The 17904-nt window shown below is 68.3% G+C and carries 13 protein-coding genes; 4 read left to right on the top strand and 9 right to left on the bottom strand.

All coding sequences use genetic code 11. The annotated features are described in order from the left end of the window. Positions 1-34: 34 nt before the first annotated feature. The 5 genes from ASF51_RS16835 to ASF51_RS16815 form a co-directional block, all read right to left on the bottom strand. Positions 35-6079, bottom strand: coding sequence for an Ig-like domain-containing protein (locus tag ASF51_RS16835; protein ID WP_055932676.1), 6045 nt, complete (start codon positions 6077-6079; stop codon positions 35-37). A 152-nt stretch (positions 6080-6231) separates the two neighbouring features. Continuing rightward, on the bottom strand, positions 6232-7194 hold the full coding sequence (locus ASF51_RS16830) for a PDR/VanB family oxidoreductase (protein WP_055932674.1): 963 nt from the start codon (positions 7192-7194) through the stop codon (positions 6232-6234). Next, on the bottom strand, positions 7191-8000 hold the full coding sequence (locus ASF51_RS16825) for an MOSC domain-containing protein (RefSeq protein WP_055932671.1): 810 nt from the start codon (positions 7998-8000) through the stop codon (positions 7191-7193). The genes ASF51_RS16830 and ASF51_RS16825 overlap by 4 nt, the downstream gene beginning before the upstream one ends. A gap of 37 nt (positions 8001-8037) precedes the next feature. Beyond that, complete coding sequence (locus ASF51_RS16820; RefSeq protein ID WP_055932668.1) at positions 8038-9612, bottom strand: hypothetical protein; 1575 nt, start codon at positions 9610-9612, stop codon at positions 8038-8040. Beyond that, positions 9594-10487, bottom strand: coding sequence for an ABC transporter ATP-binding protein (locus tag ASF51_RS16815; protein ID WP_082480495.1), 894 nt, complete (start codon positions 10485-10487; stop codon positions 9594-9596). Before ASF51_RS16815 ends, ASF51_RS16820 begins: the two co-directional genes overlap by 19 nt. A 472-nt stretch (positions 10488-10959) precedes the next feature. On the opposite strand from ASF51_RS16815, the gene ASF51_RS19225 reads away from it, so the two are divergent. Then, positions 10960-11376, top strand: coding sequence for a hypothetical protein (locus ASF51_RS19225; RefSeq protein ID WP_157412203.1), 417 nt, complete (start codon positions 10960-10962; stop codon positions 11374-11376). 230 nt (positions 11377-11606) lie between these two features. Beyond that, positions 11607-12251 carry an HNH endonuclease signature motif containing protein gene (locus tag ASF51_RS19220; protein WP_157412202.1) on the top strand — a complete coding sequence of 215 codons (645 nt, stop codon included), beginning with the start codon at positions 11607-11609 and terminating at the stop codon, positions 12249-12251. 562 nt (positions 12252-12813) lie between these two features. Here ASF51_RS19220 and ASF51_RS19465 read toward each other — a convergent pair. The 3 genes from ASF51_RS19465 to ASF51_RS16790 form a co-directional block, all read right to left on the bottom strand. After that, complete coding sequence (locus tag ASF51_RS19465; RefSeq protein ID WP_200926154.1) at positions 12814-13140, bottom strand: DUF202 domain-containing protein; 327 nt, start codon at positions 13138-13140, stop codon at positions 12814-12816. A 67-nt stretch (positions 13141-13207) separates the two neighbouring features. After that, positions 13208-13588 (bottom strand): YidH family protein, encoded by a 381-nt coding sequence (locus ASF51_RS16795; protein ID WP_055932657.1) that lies wholly within the window; start codon positions 13586-13588, stop codon positions 13208-13210. A gap of 115 nt (positions 13589-13703) precedes the next feature. Beyond that, entirely contained in the window at positions 13704-14762 is a 1059-nt protein-coding gene (locus ASF51_RS16790; protein ID WP_200926153.1) for a medium chain dehydrogenase/reductase family protein, read from the bottom strand. Positions 14763-14857: 95 nt separating this feature from the next. Between ASF51_RS16790 and ASF51_RS16785 the strand changes: the two genes are divergently transcribed. Then, complete coding sequence (locus ASF51_RS16785) at positions 14858-15589, top strand: TetR/AcrR family transcriptional regulator (protein WP_055932654.1); 732 nt, start codon at positions 14858-14860, stop codon at positions 15587-15589. A 22-nt stretch (positions 15590-15611) separates the two neighbouring features. On the opposite strand, the gene ASF51_RS16780 is transcribed toward ASF51_RS16785, so the two are convergent. Further along, a complete protein-coding gene (locus ASF51_RS16780; RefSeq protein WP_055932649.1) occupies positions 15612-16118 on the bottom strand; it encodes a hypothetical protein in 507 nt (168 codons plus the stop codon). A gap of 124 nt (positions 16119-16242) precedes the next feature. On the opposite strand from ASF51_RS16780, the gene ASF51_RS16775 reads away from it, so the two are divergent. Further along, complete coding sequence (locus ASF51_RS16775) at positions 16243-17892, top strand: cyclic nucleotide-binding domain-containing thioredoxin-disulfide reductase (protein WP_055932646.1); 1650 nt, start codon at positions 16243-16245, stop codon at positions 17890-17892. Positions 17893-17904: the final 12 nt, after the last annotated feature.

The raw sequence follows: 17904 nt of genomic DNA, 5'->3' as shown, positions 1-17904 counted from the left end.
GGGGCTTCATCGATCACGGGCGCGGCGCACCCGGTTATCTGGGGATCGGCTCGATGCCATTGCACTTCATCTTCTTCGCCTGGTCGGCGATCGTGAAGCCGGCCGAACCCGCCTGCGTGTACCAGTAGGGGCTCGTCGCTCCACCGTTTCCGTTGCCGTCGGCGTTGAACTCGAGTGTGTTCGCCGCGGCTTCCCAGACGCAGGTCACGTGTTCGTTCGGCTCGAAGTTCTCGACGTCGACGTGCATACGGCGGCAGCCCGAGATCTCCGGGCAGGTGCCTGCGGCCGACAGGTACACCTTGCGGTCGGGCTTTTTCTCAGAGGTGCCGCACGCCTGACCCGACTCCGTGATCGCGCCGCTCGAGTCCACCGTGCGAGCCGTGAAGCACTTCTGGTCGCTGTAGCCCGCGCCCACCTCTGTACTGCCCGAATTGGCGACATCGGTCCAGTCGCCTCCGGTGTTGATCTGAACCCTGAAGTCTCGACCGTTCCGGCCGGGAGCCGACCAGGTGAACGTGACCTTCTGTTTGCCGCCGGTGGCACTGACCCCCGGGGCGTTGGGCGCCCCCGCGGGCTGGAGGTTGTCGATCGGATTGCTGTCGCCGCTGAAGTAGGTGGAGCCGTCGGCGACCGTCGTCGCCCGCAGGGTCACGGAGTACGTGCCGTTGTTGTTCACACCGGAGCGGATGACGTTGTCGCCGGGAAGGCCGATCCACCCGCCGCCGACGTTGTACTGGTACGACACTTCGCCGGAGCGGGCGCCGTTCGTGGCGCCGGGGGTATAGGCGACCGTGATGGTGTTGTCGCCCGCCGTCGCACTGTTCAGCGTTGGAGCAGTCGGAGGAGTGACGGATCGTCGAGGAGCCGAAGCGGGCGACGTCGCACCCTGGCCGGCCTTGTTGATCGCAGCGACGGCGAACGTGTAGTCGTTCTCCGACACGTCGACGGTCACGGTCTGACTCGTCGCGCCGCCGGCCACGGGAACCTCGCGGGCACCCGAGCCTCCGTTAATGTACAGGATGTACGACGAGATCGCGTCACCGTTGTCGTTCGGAGCGTTCCAGCTCACGTTCATCTGAGACTGGCTGCCCACCGAATCGACGCGCACCGAGGTCGGCGAGCCGGCGGCATCCGGTTTGCCCGCCGGGATCTCGGTCGCCGAGTACGTCGACCAGTCGCTCGGGTCGGGCGCACGGTTCACGGCCTGCACCCGCACCTGGTACGCGACGCCGTTCTCCAGGCCTTCCCAGACCACGGAGTTGCCCGTGACACCGGTCTTCTGAATCGCTCCGCGCGCCGGGGCAGGAGAGATCTCGAGGTTGTACGAGGTCACGGCCGAGCCGGGGGTGGATGGCGTGACCCAGTTGACCGTGAGGCTCTTGTCACCGAAGACCAGCGTCGGCGCGGCTGGGCGGTCGGGGCGGGCATCCGGTCGGGCCACGGCCGACGAGGGCGACGGATCGGACTCGCCGACGCCGTTGGTCGCGGTGACCGTGAAGGTGTACTCCACGTCGTTGGTGAGGCCGTCGAGCGTGCAGGTGGTCGACGCGCACTGCTTCGAGTACCCCTGCGGCGAGGTGACGGTGTACGTCGTGATGGGCGAGCCGTTGTTCACCGGCGGGGTCCACGAGAGAACGACGGTGCGGTCCTGGATGCTCGTGACGCTCGGCGTCGCAGGTGCGTCGGGCTTGCCCTGCACGGTGAGCCGGATGCGCCCGTCGGCCTGGCGGGCCGGGTCGCCGGTCGAGTCGGCGATGCGGTAGCGCACCACCATGGTTCCCACGAATTCGGCGCCGGGCGTGACGCTCACCTGGCCGCCGTCGGGGCTGGCCACTCCATCGCCCGTCTCGACGACGGCCTCGACGATCGACAGCGGGTTCTCGGGGTAGGGGTTGAAGTCGTTCGACAGCACGTCGACCGTGCGGGTCTCGCCCTGGTTGGCCTGCGGAACCACGTCGTCGGTGGCGCTGGGCATCGCCCGCGTCGAGGTGAGAACGGTCACCGTCACGGTTCCCGTACCGGGCTTGCTCTGGCCGTCGGTGACCTCGATCTGGATGGGCGAGTCGCCCTTCGCCGCGTTGCCCGCGGCCTTCACCTTGAGGGTCTGGTTGTCCGACACCGATGCGGTGATGCCCTGGGCCGTCGGCCCGACGACCGTAAAGACGAGCTTCTTCAGGTCGCCATCGTCGGGATCCCGAGCGAGCGTGCGCAGGTTGAGTTCGACCTCGTCGCCACCGGGCTCCACGTTCACCGCGCCGCCGCTCATGGTGGGCGACACGTTGGTGGTCGACACGACGGTGATCGGGATGACGAGAGTGGACTTCTTGCCCTCGGGGTCGTCTGGCCCGGTGCCGTCTGTCACTTCGAAGCTCAGCGCGTCGGGGCCGTAGTAGCCGTCGGCCGAGGTGTAGCTCAAGGTGGTGGCGTCGGTCACCAGGCTCGAGCCGTTGCCGTGCGAGACGGCCACCTTGTCGGCCTGGGTGATGCGCGCGGGCTCGCCGTTGCCGGTCACGACGTAGTCGGAGAGGGGCACGCTGATGGTCTCGCCGCTGTTCACGACGATGGGCTTGGTTCCCGCTTTCAGGGCCGGATGCGCGCCCTCGAGGCCGGGCACGAACACGAAGGCGGAGGCCTTCTGGCCGTCGACGTCGGTCACGGTGTATGTGATGATCTGAGACTCCGGCGTGAGCGGGATGCGCAGCTCGCCGTTGCCGCGCACGGTGGCCGTTCCGCTGGTCACCGACACGTCCAGCGCGTCGATAGTGCCGTCGGGATCGTCGTCGTTCTTCTTCACGTCGACGTCGGTGGTCGTACGGCCCACCACGTCGGCGACCAGCACGAGGTCGTCACGGGCGATCGGGGCCTGCAGCGGAGCATCCGGGCTCACCGATACGAGCAGCTGTCCCACGGCGGTGGCGCCGTACTGGTCGACGATCGTGTACTGCACCGGGTAGTCGCCGGCAGTCTTGGGCGCGGTCACGGTAACGCGTCCGCGGTCGATCTCGCCGATGACGCCCTCGGGTACCTCGAGGCCGTTCTCCCGGATGGCGATCGGGTCGCCGTCGGGGTCGGAGTCATTCGCGAGAACGTCGACCGCGACCGTGCGTCCGGGACGCACCGACACCGTGTCCTTCACGGCGTAGGGCCGCTGGTTCGCGCTCGACGAGGGAACGATGCCCACGAGCACGGTGGCCGAGGCCTCGGCTCCCTTGCGGTCGCGCACGGTGTAGGTGAACACGTCTGTTCCGACGGACGTCGGGTAGGCCTCGTACTGCAGCCACGACTGCCCGACCTCGGTGATGCGGCCCTTGGTCGGGGCGTCGCCCTGGCCGATGAGCTGCACGGAGTCGCCGTCGGGGTCGATCCCGTCGAGGGGAATCGGGATGCGCACGGTCGTGCCCTCGAGTGCCCGCACCGTGACGTCGCGCGGGCGGGGCGGCGAGTTCGCGCCCTCGTCGTTGGCCACGATCTGGATGGTCACGTAGCCGGCGTCGCGCTGGCCCTGGCTGTCGACGACCTCGTAGGTGGCGTAGACGGTCTTGGCCACGGGCCCGGCCTTGAAGCGCAGCGCGTCTTGAGCGACGAACATGTCGCCGTCGGCGGGGTCGATCAGTGGCGCGATCAGCGCGGGCGCCAGCGTGATCGTGTCGCCGTTGGGCGAATAGTCGTTGTCGAGCACGGGAATCGTTGCGACGTCGCCTGCCCGAACTGTGACCGTGTCGTCTGTGGCCACCGGAGGCAGCAGTTTCTCGGGGGCAGGGATCGGAACGATGAAGACCTCGCCCTTGGCCGACTTCACGCCGTTGGTCACGGTGTAGCTGATGCTCGCCGGCTCGGAGATGCCCGTGTCGGTGATGCGCAGAATCTGGTGCTCGAGAACCTCGACGCTCACGCCGAGGCCCTCAGGAACCTGCACGGACTGCACCGCGAGGATGCCGCCGGCGGGGTCGAAGTCGTTCGCGAGCACGTCGGTGAGCACGGAGCGACCCTTGGTGAGCAGCGCCACGTCGCGCACCGCGATGGGCGCCTGGTCGGCCGTCGTGTCGCCGACGACCGTGACGCGCACGATGCCCGGAGCCGTCTTGGGCCCGTCTGTGACGAGGTACTGAACGTAGTAGTCGCCGGGCGCGGCTGCCGTGAAGTCGAACGTTCCCGTCGTGTAGTCGGGCGCGATCTCGGCGCCCGGAACCGGGTTCACCTTCGCGAGGCGCAGCGGGGCGCCGCTGGGGGCGTAGTCGTTCGCCATCGGCGAGATCGTGACCTGCTGTGTGGCCCGAGTCACGACGTGATCGCCGTTGGTGACGGGAAGGAGCGTTCCCGACTCGCTGACCTGGAAGGCCACCGTGCCCTCGGTGTCGGTCACGCCGTCGGAGACGAGCACCGTCACGGTCTTGCGACCAGCGTCGGGGTCGAGCGCGGTGAACGTGAGCTCTCCGTCGGCCCGGAACTGGATCTGGTTCGCCCCATCGGCGGTCGCGGAGCGCACGAACATGTCGTCGCCGTCGGGGTCGATCCAGTCGGGAAGAAGGTTGTAGGAGCAGGTCGAGCCGACCTCGCACAGCTGTTTCGGAACGCGCTTCTGAACCGGAGCCTCGTTCGTGCCGGGAGCCTTGACGGTCAGCGTCACCGTCGCATCCGCCGTGCCGCCCCGGCCGTCGTCGGCCGTGTAGGTGAACGTGCCGGTGCCGGATGCGTCGGGGTCGACGATGACCTGCATGGCCACGCCCCCGAGAATGGGCTGCACCTCGCCGATCGAGGGTTGCGAGCCCTTCAGCGTGGCGGTGAGAACGTCGCCGTCGGGGTCGGAGTCGTTGTCGAGCACGGGCAGCACGACGGTGCGGCCGGCCCGCACACCGAGCTGGTCGTCTTCGGCGATCGGCGGAGTGTTCTCGTCGCTGCGCTCAGGCAGGATGACTTGCAGCTCCTCTTCGGTGCTGTCGTCTTCTTCTTCGGTCTCGTTCTCGTCCGGCGGAGGAACGATGTCGTCCCAGTTCTCGACCTTCTTCATGTCCTGGTTGACGAGCCAGACGGCACCCGAGGTCAGGTCGTTGAGGACGACGACGTTGCGGTTGACGCGGAAGACGAGCTGGGCCTGCGCGGTGAGACCGTCGATCGTGGTCTGCACGTCTTTGTCGTCGCCCGTGCAATCGCGCAGGTAGGCGTTCGAGATGGCCCAGGCGGCGTACGCGCATCCGGCGAGGTAGACCGGAGCGGCGGGCTTGCCCGGCTTTCCAGCCGACGTCGCGGTGGCTGCGCCGCCGTCGAGGGGCTGGCGGATGAGCGAGGTGTCGGTGCTGATGAGCACCGCGTCGGACTCGGGGCCGGTCTCCTGCAGCACGCCGCCGGTCGAGTCGGCGACCTCGACCTTCTTGCCGCCGGGCAGGTAGGCGATGCCGTTGGCCGAGTCGAAGACCACGGCGTCGTCGCCCACAGTCGTCATGGTGAGCGCGGCGTCTTCCTCGGTTTCGGGGAACCCGTTGGTGACGGGTTCGAGCGGCACGCCGTTTTCGTCGAGCGCGATGGTGACCATCTCGCCAGACGCGGGCGATAGCGCGTGAACCCCGCCGTCGACATCCACCGTGGCGGATGCGCCGGAGCCTAGGGCGAGCTGCGGCTTCTCGGGGTCGGGAAGAAAGTTGGCCACGTCGTTGGCGCGGGTGGTGAAGAGGTCGCCGGTCTTGTCGTCGACGACGGCGAGCGTGTTGCCGCCCATCGTGACGGATGACTCGGCCGGCAGCGCCACGGCATTGCCCAGTGTCACCGACACGGGGTCGATGGGCGCCAGCGATCCGGTGGCGTTGTCGACGGTGATGACGGTCTCGTCGTGCTGCAGGATGTCGAAGTCGCTCGACGTCATCTTCAGGCCGCCGTCGAGCAGCTGGGCCTGGTAGTTGAGGTGGCCCACGAGGAGACCCGAGGGCTTCGTGACCCAGACCCCGCCGTCGTTGAGCTCGACGTCGGCGGTCGTGACTCCCTGGTACAGGAACGCCATGGTGGTGACCGCGAGCGAGAAGACCGTGACGGTCGCCACCGACGCAGCAGTCGCCTTGCGGCGGCGCAGTGCCTCGAACAGCCTCACACGGTCCTCATCTTCACGTCGGTCGAGTCATTTATGAACGTCGCGCACCCCATGAAGTGGGCACAGGGGCACCGGGACATTCAAGCACGGGGACACTACCGAGAGTAAATGGGGAGAACTCCCCATGTCACCCCACTCCTGGGGGTCGGAAGTCACAGGGGAGCGACGACCAGACGTTCGCCCGCGGCCCTCGAAACGCACGGCATCACGAACTGCGCCCGCTCGCCCTCGGTGAGCACGACGTCGCGGTGATCGGCCTCGCCCTCGACGAGCCTGAGCCGGCAAGTTCCGCATGTTCCGCTGCCGCAGGAGCTGTCGACGTCGATGCCGGCGCCCTCGAGGGCGGCCAGCATCGTCTGGTCGCCGGGCACGGAAATGCGGGCTCCCGTGGGCTGCCAGTCCGCCTCGAACGGCAGGCTGATCTCGCCGAACGCGGAGACTCCGGCGAAGTCCTCCATGTGCACCCGGCTCGGGCGCCAGTGCATTGTGAGTGCTCGCAGTTCGTTCTGCAGCGGCTCGGGTCCGCACACGTAGAGGTGGCGCTCACCGGGCGTCTCGAGCAGCGGCCACCAGTCGAAGGCGCCCTGGAGGGTGCGGTGGTGCAGGGTGATCAAGCGCTCGGCACCGGCCGCTGTCGGCTCGATCAGCTCTGCTATCTCCTCCAGATAGGGCGTCTCGTCGCGCGAGCGACTCAGGTAGACGAGCCGGACATCCGTGACCCCGCGGCGGAGCAGCTCGATCAGCATGGCCCGAATCGGCGTGATTCCGATGCCCGCCGCCACGAGCAGGTACGACGGGGCATCCACCAGTTCGAAGTCGTTGCGTGCGGCGGAGATCACGAGCTCGTCGCCGACGTGAACCTCGTCGACCATGCTGCGCGAGCCGCCGCGGCCGTTCACGTCGCGACGCACCGCGATCACCCGGCGGCTGCGGTCGCTCACATCCGCTGTCAGCGAGTAGCTGCGGGCCTCGCCGGAGGGGGTGTGCACCGTGATGTGGGATCCCGGCTCGGCCGGTTCGAACAGCCCGCCGTCTGCGCGACGCAACTCGAACTCGCACACGTCGGCCGTGAGCATCCGGCGGGCCGAGACGACGACCGTCTCGTCGTCGGTCATGCCGCCGTCTCCTCGCGCACCGACACCGCGTCGCCGACGGCGAGCTCGCCGGCCGAGAGCACCTCGGCGAACACGCCCATGATCTCGTGTCCGTAGTTCTCGTGCAGCAGCCGCACCACGGGCACGTCGCGGCGGGCGGTCGTGGGGTCGACCTCGGTGGCGGCGCAGCGCTCGGTCTCCTCGACCACCCGCACGGTCACGCCGCCAGAGCCGCCGGAGCCGCCGAGCTGCAGCTCGCGGCCGATCCATTGCCGCTCGGCCCACGGCTCGAGGCCCTCGAGGTAGACGTTCGCTCGAAAGCGCAGAGGGTCGAGCTCGCGCCCTATTCTTTGCTCGAGGTCGCGAATGGATGCGCGGTTGATGAGCGAGATCGTGTTCATCATGCGCGGGCCGTCGTTCGCGTTGTCGGTGAAGTTGTAGCCCGGCTGTTCGGCCAGCACGGGCCGCACGCCGTCGGGCAGGTCGGCGACTCGGGCATAGAGCTCGACGAACTCGGCCCGTCCTTCGGCGGTGGCGAAGTCTGCCTCGAGCACCGGATGCCCCTGCACCGTCACGCGCATCGTGCGGCTCGCGGGGTCGTAGCTCGCGGCGAGGCCCGCCAGCCGGTCGGTGTTAAGCAGCACGAAGTACTCGCGCTTCGACAGGGGAACGAAGTTCACGGCGTCGTAGGCGCCCGTGGGCTTGGCCAGGGCGAACAGCCTGTCGGCCGGAAACGCCCGGCCCGCCTCGAGCGCTACCCGGTCGAGGTGCTCGGGAGTGAGCCCTTTGACCGGGTAGCGATAGAGCGAGTCGATGGTGCCGTGCATGCCTCGAGAGTACTGCTGGCTTGCTGTTGGACTGCAGCTACTTGTTGGACTGCAGCTCGACGAGCAGCTCGGGTCCGCGCTGGTCGAGGATCGAGCCGCCCCAGCGAACTCCGATCACGAGCATGACGGAGCCCAGAACCAACGCCACGACCAGAGCGAGCCAGCCGTAGATCGCCTCGCCCGTGACGAAGCCGACGATGGCCAGAACCGACTCGGGCAGCACGAGCACGATGAGCCCGCCCCACGTGGCGAAGGTCGAGAGGGTCAGCATGAAGCCACCGCCCGGCCGCGCCTTGAACGGGCTCTCGCCCGGCGCCGGAACGGGAAAAGCGAACCTGCCGGAAATGACCGACGACAGAGCGAAACCCGAGAGCAGCAGGCCGACCACCATGCCCAGCAGGCCGGGCAGCACTTGCCACGAATTCGTGAACCAGACCGAGGCGATCGTCAGCAGCACCGAGACGGGAACGGCGAAGACGCCGAGGGCGACCACGCGACCGAGCCGGTCGTCGCGCCCCGACACTCCCGTCGACAGGTGCAGCGCGAATGCGGTGTTGTCGTACGAGATATCGGTGAAGATCGACAGCGCCAGCAGCAGTGCCACAACCGGGCCGAGCGCGTTGATCACGCCATTGCTGCCCATGTTGCCCGAGTACACGAAGAGCAGAACGGGCACCAGCGGAATGACGATGAGCGACTGCGCGTAGCGCGGATCGCGCAGCCAGTACGTGAGTGCTCGCGCGGCGACTGCACCCCAGGGCGTGGCCGGGAACACGCCGAAGAGACCGAGCTTGCGGGTTCCGTTCTTCGTGGGCGACGACGCACGGGCGGGGTTCTCGAGCGCGTGCCGCAGGCTAGCCCGCCACACGAGGGTCAGGATGGCGAGGGTCGCGAGACCGATGGCGAATCCGGCCGCGGCCCGGCCGCCATTCCCCTCGACGATGTAGCCGGGAACCGACCAGATCGCGCCGAGCGGCGTCCACGCGACGATGTCTGCGATGCCGGGGAGGGCATCCAGAGACCCGCGCACCAGCGCGGTGAGACCGATCATGATCGGGCCGAGAAGGATCAGGGGGATGAAGATCAGGATTCCCTTGGCCTCGCGGAAGCGACGGCCGGAGCCGAGCCCCGTGCTCAGAGCGGTGACGGCCCGCGAGCCGACGACGCACGTGAACACACCGATCACGGCGCACACGACGGCCGCCAGGGCGGCGAGTGGATGCGCCCACCACGTCACAGCCGTCGAGAGGGCGGCGATCGAGGTGACGATTCCGGGAACGCCGAGAACGCCGCTGACGGCGAGCGCGAGCACGAGTTTGTTCAGGGGAATCGGGAAGATCGCGAGCCGCGAGGGTTCGACCGTCTGGTCGGTTCCGGGCCCGATGAGCGAGAGCACGATCCAGCCGAGGATCGTCGCGGCACCGGCCAGCACCGTGATGGTGCGCGCCAGTTCGGTGGGGGCGAGGCTCAGGGCGCTGAGCCCGATCACCGCGCCGAAGAGCACACCGATTCCATAGAGGGCGCCGATCACCACGGCGACGATCTGCCAGGGCTTTCCCTTCAGGCTGTTCGCGAGAATGAGAAAGCGCAGTTTTACGAGAGTCGCAACCATTCCGGTCCCTCTCCTGTGCGGCGTCCTCCGACGAGGTCGACGAAGCGGTCTTCGAGCGTGGAGCCCTGGCGCACCTCTTCTGTGGTGCCGGCGGCGAGCACTCGGCCCTGGGCGATCACGGCGACGTGGTCGCACATGCGCTGCACCAGGTCCATGGCGTGGCTCGACACGATCACGGTGCCTCCCGACTTCACGAAGCCGTCGAGGATGTCGCGGATGTTCGCGGCAGAAACGGGGTCGACCGACTCGAACGGCTCGTCGAGAACGAGCAGGCTCGGTGCGTGCACGAGGGCGCAGGCCAGGGCGATCTTCTTGGTCATTCCGGCCGAGTAGTCGACCACGAGGGTGCCGCCGGCCGATTCGAGATCGAGCAGGTTGAGCAGGTCGTTCGTGCGCTCGGCCACGGTCGCGCGATCCATTCCGCTGAGCAGTCCGGCGTAGGTCACGAGCTGCGTTCCCGTGAGGCGGTCGAAGAGCCGTACCCCGTCGGAGAGCACGCCGACCAGGCGCTTCGCCTTCAGCAGGTCGTGCCACACGTTCACGCCGTGGATGACGATGTCGCCCGCATCGGGTCTCATGAGGCCCGTCGCCATGGAGAGCGTGGTGGTCTTTCCCGCTCCGTTGGGGCCGACGAGGCCGTAGAACGAGCCCGACGGCACGGTCAGCGACAGGTTGTCGACGGCGACCTTCGCGCCGAAACGCTTCGTGAGGCCCCGGATCTCGAGGGCCGGGCCATGGGCATCCTTGACCGGGGGGAGAACCTGGGCCGGGTCGGCCTGCGCGGGAGAGGTCTGGGCGGGACCGGCGTGGGCCGAGGATGTCTGGGCTGGAGCCGTCTGGGCTGGGTCGGTCTGTGCTGGGTCTGTCAGTGACATGGCGCCTGCTTTCCGTCTTGCGATGGACAATCGAGCCGCAGTGCTGCGAGCCCGGCTCGTGGATTCAACCCTAGGGGGAGGCCTCCGACACCCGCATCCCCCTCACGGGGGACATGTGCGCGCAGGCCCCTGCCGCCCCCGCGCCCGATGAGCAGGCCGCCCGCGGCCGTATCCGGCCCCGTTCCCGTTCCCTGAGCCTGTCGAAGGGCACCCCGCCCGGTCGAGACCCGTTCCCTGAGCTTGTCGAAGGGCACGCCCGTTCCGACCCTGCTCCGCCCGTTGCGCCGGTCGAGTAGGCCGCCCGCGGCCGTGTCGAGACCCGTTCCCTGAGCCTGTCGAAGGGCCCGCAACCCGACGACTTCTCCTCCTCCACAGCCCACCCCTCACGATACTTATCCACAGACGTTTCCGCTGGTCAAGTGTCGAATGCTGGTTCGGACCGAGTGTCGGTGGTCACTGTTTGACTTGTCCCATGACATTCGAAAGCCCACCCTCTGAGCCAGACCCGTACGTGGTCGCGCTCGATGAGGTCGCCGCCCTCGACACGCAGATAGCCCGGCTATCCGCAGTCAGGGCCAGACGCGTCACCGACGCCGCCCGCGAGCTCCATCGTCAGGCACCCGTCGACACGTCCACCGCCGGACCGGTCTGGTCTACCGCCCGGGTCGAACGGGTCGAACTCCTCACCGAGCTCGCCCTGCTGACTCGACGAACCGAGTACCGCACCGCCGTTCTCGTCGACACCAGCACAGCCCTCGTCGACCGCCTCCCCGCAACCCTCGCGGCGGTCGCCGCCGGTGCCGTGTCGTGGGAGCACGCGGAAGTCATTGCGAAGCACGCCGACGGCCTCGACACGACGCCCGTCTGTCGGTGCTTGCGGCGGAGGTGAATCCGAAGCAGCTCGAGAAGAAGGCCCGCCACGAGGTCGAACTCGCCCAACCGTCCACCGCGATCGAACGAGCAGAGAAAGCAGCGGGGACGCGACGGATCTATGTCGATCCAGCAGCGGACGGCATGGCCCAACTCACCCTCTTGGCCCCAGCACCGGAAATCCACGCGATCGCAGACCGCGCCGTCCGATTGGCCGCAGGGTTGAAGACGGCCGGTGACCCGCGGAGCATGGGACACCTGAAAGTCGACGTTCTCACCGACCTGCTCCTCAACGGAGAACCGTCGATCCCCGGAGCCACCCGCGGTATCCGCGGCAGGGTGCATGTCATGGTTCCGGCGATGACGCTCCTCGGTGTCGGTGACGAGGCGGCGATCCTCCGTGGGTACGGTCCCATCGACCCCGCTACCGCTGCCCAGTTGACGGCCGATGCGACGTCGTGGCGGCGCATCCTCACCGACCCGATCACGGGACGTATCCTCGCCACCGACCCGCGGGACTACCGGCCGACCGCGGTGATGATCGATCACGCCCGGCTGGTGCACCCGGAATGTGTGTTCCCGGGATGCACTGTCCCGTCCGAGCAAGCCGACATGGATCACACGGAGGACCACGCTTACGGCGGCGGCACAGTCCCGGAGAACCTCGCCCCGTTGAGTGCGGGCCATCATCGGGCGAAGCATCACACGAGGTGGCAGTTCATCCAGAACGGAGACGACACCTTGACCGCCACCTCACCCGCAGGCCACGTCTACACGGTCCGGCCCGAAGGCCGGATGAGGCCCGCACCACGAGCCCTGATCACGGCAACAGCGGCAGCCGCCACCCCGACGAGGATCACGGATGAGGAGGACCTCACCGACTGCCCCTTCTAAACCGCCACCGTGGGCCTCGATACGGCCGCAAGCGGCCTACTCGACCGACGCAGGGGACACGACAACAGCCACCCCGTTCCCTGAGCCTGTCGAAGGGCCAACCCTCGTCGACCAACGCGGGGGAAGGAGAACACCCGCGGCGTTCCCTGAGCTCGTCGAAGGGCAGCCCACTCGACCAACGCAGGGGACACGAGAACAGCGGCCCCGTTCCCTGAGCCTGTCGAAGGGCTAAGCCTCGTCGACCAACGCAAGGGACACGAGAACACCCGCCCCGTTCCCTGAGCTTGTCGAAGGGCAGCCCACTCGGCCGATGCAAGGTCGACGAGAGCGCCTCCGCCGAGCGTCGGCAATGCAGCGCGCCCGGATTCCACACAGCGCCGCCCGAGGAGCTGCCGCGACCATCCCTGCGCCGATCGAGTAGCGGCGCGAGGAACAAGCACCGCGTATCGAGATCACCCCGCAGACCCATCCGATCCGAACGCTCGAGCGGGCACGCTCAGCGCTTTCGCGCGCCACGAAACACCCTCCCCCCCCCCGATCAGCAGGTGAACGCAGTCCGACGTCAGGGGAGCAGCGCGCCGACGACGGCGAGCGCGCATCCGAGTACCGAGACCGCGCAGACGCAAGCCGCGAGCAGCGCCAGTGCGGGCCAGGGGTGTCGGCCGCGAGCGCCGGCAGACATCCGGGACCGGACGACGGGAAGAAGCGACGCCACCACGATTCCGCCCGCGACAAGTGCGGCCACGACAGCCACGAGCAGAACGCCCGCGCGCACCGCGGTGATCGAACAGACCAGCGCCACCCCGGCCGCGGCCAGTGCGCTGCGCCGCCAGGCGAGAGCGGTTCGCTCCGGCTGCAGGCCCGGGTCTCTCACCGGCTCACGCGTCACCGGCTCACCTCTCACCGGCTCGTCCATTCACCGGCTCACCCGCGCATCCATTCACCGGCTCGTCCATTCACCTGCTCAGCCCCTCGAACACCGCATATCCGGCGAAGACGAGAGCGAGCACGAGAATACCCACGCCGACCCCGGTGAGGATGCGCGGAGCCGGCAGGGGCAGAGACAGCCGCATGGCGCGTTCCACCCGGCGCCAGCCGACGAGGGCGGAGACCGCGAGCATGCCGCCGCTCAGGCAGACGAGGGCGGCCATGATGTCGACGAAGACGGAGAGATCCGCGACGACGGCCAGCGTCGTCAACGCGACGCCGCCCGCGACGAGAGCCAGGCCCGTGCGCATCCACGCGAGCGCCGTGCGTTCGTTCGCCAGCGAGAATCGCGCATCCGGCTCGTCGCCGACGCCGTAGACGGACTTGGGACGGCGATCGTCGTTGGTCACGAGGCACTCCTTACAGTCAGTGTGCGCGAGACAGTCAGTGCGCGCGAGCACTGCTGCAGCACGGTGACGGCGATCATCGCCGCGGCAGGGTCATGACCCACAGCCTAGAGGCGCGTCAGGGAAGCAGGATGACCTTGCCGTTCAGCGTGCGAGACTCGGCCAGACGCAGCGCGGCGACCACCTCGACCAGAGGAAAGCGGGCCGCGATATTGGCGCTGATGGTGCCGTCTTCGAGGAGCGCCAGAACGCGGCCGAGATCCGACTCGAGGTGTCGCCGGAATGTCGCGGGGCGCATGCGGTGGCCGGACCAGAGGTCGTAGAAGGTCGCGCTGCGACTGTTCGGCAGCGCGCTCCAGAGCAGGGCCTGGCCGATCGCCTTGACGAACGGGAGCATCAGGGGACCGTCGCCGCTCACAGCCGTGATGATCGAGTAGGTCACCAGCTTTCCGCCTCGGGCGAGAAGGGAGAAGGCGGTCTTGGTCATCTCGCCGCCCACGTTGTCGAACACGGCATCGACGCCGTGGGGCGCGAGCTCGCGCACGCGCGCCGCCAGCTCCGGGTCGGCGTAGTCCACGGGCACCACACCCTCGGCGCGGAGTGCCTCGTGATGCCGGGGCGACGCCGCCCCGATGACGTGCACGCCGTGCAGCCGCGCGAGCTGGATCAGGATTCCTCCGACGCCGCCGTTCGCACCGAAAACGAGGATCGTCTGGCCGGGCTTCACGCGGGCCGAGCGATGCAGCATCTGCCAGGCCGTGACCCCGTTGACGACCACCGTCTCGGCATCCTCCGACGTCACCCCGTCGGGAACGGGGATGCTGTCGCGCGCCTCGACGACGGCGTGCGCGGCCCAGGCTCCGGTCTTCGTCATAGTGGCCACCCGCCGACCGAGCATGGCCGTGTCGCCGCCCGGCCCGACCTCGATCACCCGGCCGACCAGGTCGTATCCGGGCGTGAATGGAAATTCGGGCTGGCCGAAGTATCGGCCCCGGCGCATCGACTGCTCTGCGAATGAGACGCCTGTGGCCTCGACGGCGACCAGCAACTGGCCTCGACCGGGTGCGGCGAGGGAGTGCGTGCCGACCTCGAGTCCGTCGGGTTCGACGAGTCCAGGAAGAACGACCCGGGTCGTCGTGGCCGGGCGAGCTGTGGCGAACGTGTTCATGGCGGTCATCCCTACGTTGTGTGAATAGTATTTGTTATGTGAATACCCTTCACACTAAGTAGGACCTGTTACGGTGTCAATACATTTCACAGAATGGATGCGCCATGAACGAGCAGGGCCCCCGACCCACACGACGGCAGGAGCGACGCTCCCAGACCGTTCAGGAGATCAAGACGCTGGCCATGCAGCAGGTCAGTGAAGGCGGTCCCGACGCAGTCACGCTCAGCGGGATCGTTCGCGAGATGGCGATGTCGCCGGCCGCGCTCTACCGCTACTTCGCTAGCCGCGACGCTCTGCTGGCCGACCTCGTGGTCGACGCCTACGACGACTTCGCCGACTCCGTTCTCGAGGCCGCCCGGGATCGCAGCGACGCGGGGCAGCACCTGACCGATGTGCTCAACGGTGCCCGCGACTGGGCTCTCGCCAACCCGAACGCCTACCGCCTGATCTTTCAGACCAGCATCGGCTCGGGTCAGGAACTCGCTCCCGAGAGGACGATTCCCGCCGCATCCCGAAGCATGACGACGATCGTCGAGGCCATCGCGGCCGTGGCCGACGCGGCCTCTGCGACGAAGGCGGAGTCGAAATCCGATTCGAACACCGTGGCGCAGCCCGATCCCACTCTCGACACCGCCCTCCAGGCGTGGGCCGAGCGGTCGCAGCTGGCCCAGTATCCGCGTTCGGTCCTGCTGCTGGGCCTCACCGCCTGGACCAGGCTGCACGGCATCATGAGCCTCGAGCTCGGCGGCCACCTGCCCGCCACCGGAATCGACGCAGGGCTGCTCTACGCGGCCGAGGTCGACTCGATCCGCGAGCAGGCAGAGCGAGCGCGCTAGCGAGCGGGCAGCTGCCGCTCCGCTATCCCGCGAGCACCCAGCGACCGTGCCCGTTCGTGCCCTTCGACGGCGCCTCGAAGGCGAAGCCGTAGGCGCCCCGTCGTGTGGTGATACCCGCCGCGGCGGCAGCCTGGGTCACTCTCTCGACGAGGTTCGTCCACTTCGGCAACTCCTGCGGCGAATCCCAGTACTCGCGCATCGACGTGACGAGCAGTTCCGACCCTCCGTCGACATTCCGCAGCTCGACGATCACATCGTCGCGCTCCACGTACTTGAGTCCCCAGACGCCCGGCCGGAGGCTGACGAGCTTGTTCTTCGGGATTGCCTCGATGAGGGCAGTCACCGTTGCGGCATCGGCCGAGAGCACGACCGATCGGCCGAACTCGGTCAGGGCCTCGCCGGTGACCGTGATCTTCCGCTCCGTGTTGATGGTGCGCAGCTTGCGGCGTGTCCAGTACTTGAAGGCGTTCATCGCAATGATGAGAACGACGATTCCTATGCCGATGAGTGCGAGCAGGCCGGTGTCCATGAGGTCCAATCGGTCGGGCGACAGAAGTCGCTGCGGCTTCCCAGTCTAGGAAAGTGCCGCTGCGGCCCTCCGGATGCGACGATTCGAGGAGCGGCGCCGACCCGTGCCGCATTACGGTGGGCGTGTGACGACCGAGCCCAGCGCATCCAACCCCGTTCTCACCGAGGAGCAGCTGTCGAGGCTGCGTTCGTTCGGTCGCGCCGTCGCCGTCGAGGTGGGCGACACCCTGTTCCGGGTGGGAGACCGCAGCTACGACCTCGTGCTGATCGACAGCGGCACGATCGACATCGTTCGAGAGGCCACGCGGGATTCTCCCGAGCTCATCGTCGCGCAGCACGGGCCGGGGCGGTTCCTGGGCGAGCTCAACCTGCTCACCGGCCAGACCGTCTTCCTCACCGCCCGCGTCACCTCGGCCGGGGTGATGCACCGTATCTCGCCCGACAGCTTTCGCCGCATCATGTCGGAGGACCCGGAGCTGTCGAGCATCCTCCTGCGCTCGCTCCAGGCTCGGCGAACCCTCCTTCAGGGAACCGCGTCGCGCAGCATCGAGATCATCGGCAGCCCGCTCTCGTCGGCTTCGCTCGCCCTGCGCACCTACGCGGCACGGCTGGAACTCGCCCACCACTGGTTCGACGCCGACGGAGCCGCCGGAATCGCCCTGATGCAATCGGCCGGCGTCGAGGCATCCGAGTTGCCCGTCGTGCTGCTCGGCTCCGATGTGCTCACCCGGGCGACACCCGGGCACCTCGCAGAGCGGATCGGCCTCTCTTACGCGCGGCCCTCGGGCGAGCAGGTCGACCTCACGGTCATCGGAGCCGGACCGGCGGGCCTCGCCGCCGCCGTCTACGGCGCATCCGAAGGTCTCGACACGGTTCTTCTGGATGCCACGGGGCCGGGCGGGCAGGCCGCGGCCAGTTCCCGAATCGAGAACTACCTCGGCTTTCCGAACGGCCTGAGCGGCTCTGAGCTCACCGGGCTCGCGTCGGTGCAGGCGCTCAAGTTCGGCGCCCGCATCTACAGCCCCTGCACGGTCACCACGCTCGACTCCCGATGCGAACGCCTGCGCGTGGTCCTCGAAGACGGAACCGAGATCCACTCCCGAGCCGTCGTGATCGCCACCGGCGCGCGGTACAGGGCCCTTCCCTTGCCACGCTGGTCCGACTTCGAGGGGGCCGGCATCTACTACGCGGCCACCGAGATCGAGGCTCGAGCCGTGGCAGGACAACCGGTGACCGTCGTGGGGGGAGCGAACTCGGCCGGCCAGGCCACACTGTTCCTCGCCGAGCGGGGGAGCCCGGTGTGTCTCGTGATCCGGGGAGCCGACATCCGCGCCGAGATGTCGAGCTATCTCGTCGACCGGCTGCTCGCCGACCCGCGCGTCACCGTGCACACGCGCACCGAGGTGACCGCCATCGACGGTGGGGACTCGCTCGAGTCGATCACGCTCACGAACCGCGCGACGGGCGTCAGTTCGGCCCTGCCGAACACGGGGCTGTTCTGCTTCATCGGCGCCACCCCCGCGACCGAGTGGCTCACCGGAGTCGAATCCGACGAGAACGGCTTCCTGCTCACCGACACGCGTCTCGATGCCGCGGCACTCGGAGACACCTTCGCCTCACTCGGCCGCGCGCCACTCCCGTTCGAGACCAGCGTTCCCGGGCTCTTCGCCGCGGGGGATGTTCGGCACGGCTCGATGAAGCGGGTCGCCGCCGCCGTGGGGGAGGGAGCGAGCGCCGTCGCATCCGTTCACCGCGCGATCGGCGTTCACCCCTGAGCTACTGAGGGG

The sequence above is a fragment of the Agreia sp. Leaf283 genome (assembly GCF_001422485.1).
In the GTDB taxonomy this organism is placed as follows: domain Bacteria; phylum Actinomycetota; class Actinomycetes; order Actinomycetales; family Microbacteriaceae; genus Agreia.
This window is presented reverse-complemented; position numbering and strand designations above follow the sequence as displayed.

Excerpts from the sequence above, each read along its gene's own strand:
- ASF51_RS19220 (WP_157412202.1), top strand. The coding sequence starts at position 11,607 with ATGGGACACCTGAAAGTCGACGTTCTCACCGACCTGCTCCTCAACGGA.
- ASF51_RS16825 (WP_055932671.1), bottom strand. The coding sequence starts at position 8,000 with ATGCACGGCACCATCGACTCGCTCTATCGCTACCCGGTCAAAGGGCTC.
- ASF51_RS16790 (WP_200926153.1), bottom strand. The coding sequence starts at position 14,762 with ATGACCGCCATGAACACGTTCGCCACAGCTCGCCCGGCCACGACGACC.
- ASF51_RS19225 (WP_157412203.1), top strand. The coding sequence starts at position 10,960 with ATGACATTCGAAAGCCCACCCTCTGAGCCAGACCCGTACGTGGTCGCG.
- ASF51_RS16830 (WP_055932674.1), bottom strand. The coding sequence starts at position 7,194 with ATGACCGACGACGAGACGGTCGTCGTCTCGGCCCGCCGGATGCTCACG.
- ASF51_RS16815 (WP_082480495.1), bottom strand. The coding sequence starts at position 10,487 with ATGTCACTGACAGACCCAGCACAGACCGACCCAGCCCAGACGGCTCCA.
- ASF51_RS16820 (WP_055932668.1), bottom strand. The coding sequence starts at position 9,612 with ATGGTTGCGACTCTCGTAAAACTGCGCTTTCTCATTCTCGCGAACAGC.
- ASF51_RS16780 (WP_055932649.1), bottom strand. The coding sequence starts at position 16,118 with ATGGACACCGGCCTGCTCGCACTCATCGGCATAGGAATCGTCGTTCTC.
- ASF51_RS16785 (WP_055932654.1), top strand. The coding sequence starts at position 14,858 with ATGAACGAGCAGGGCCCCCGACCCACACGACGGCAGGAGCGACGCTCC.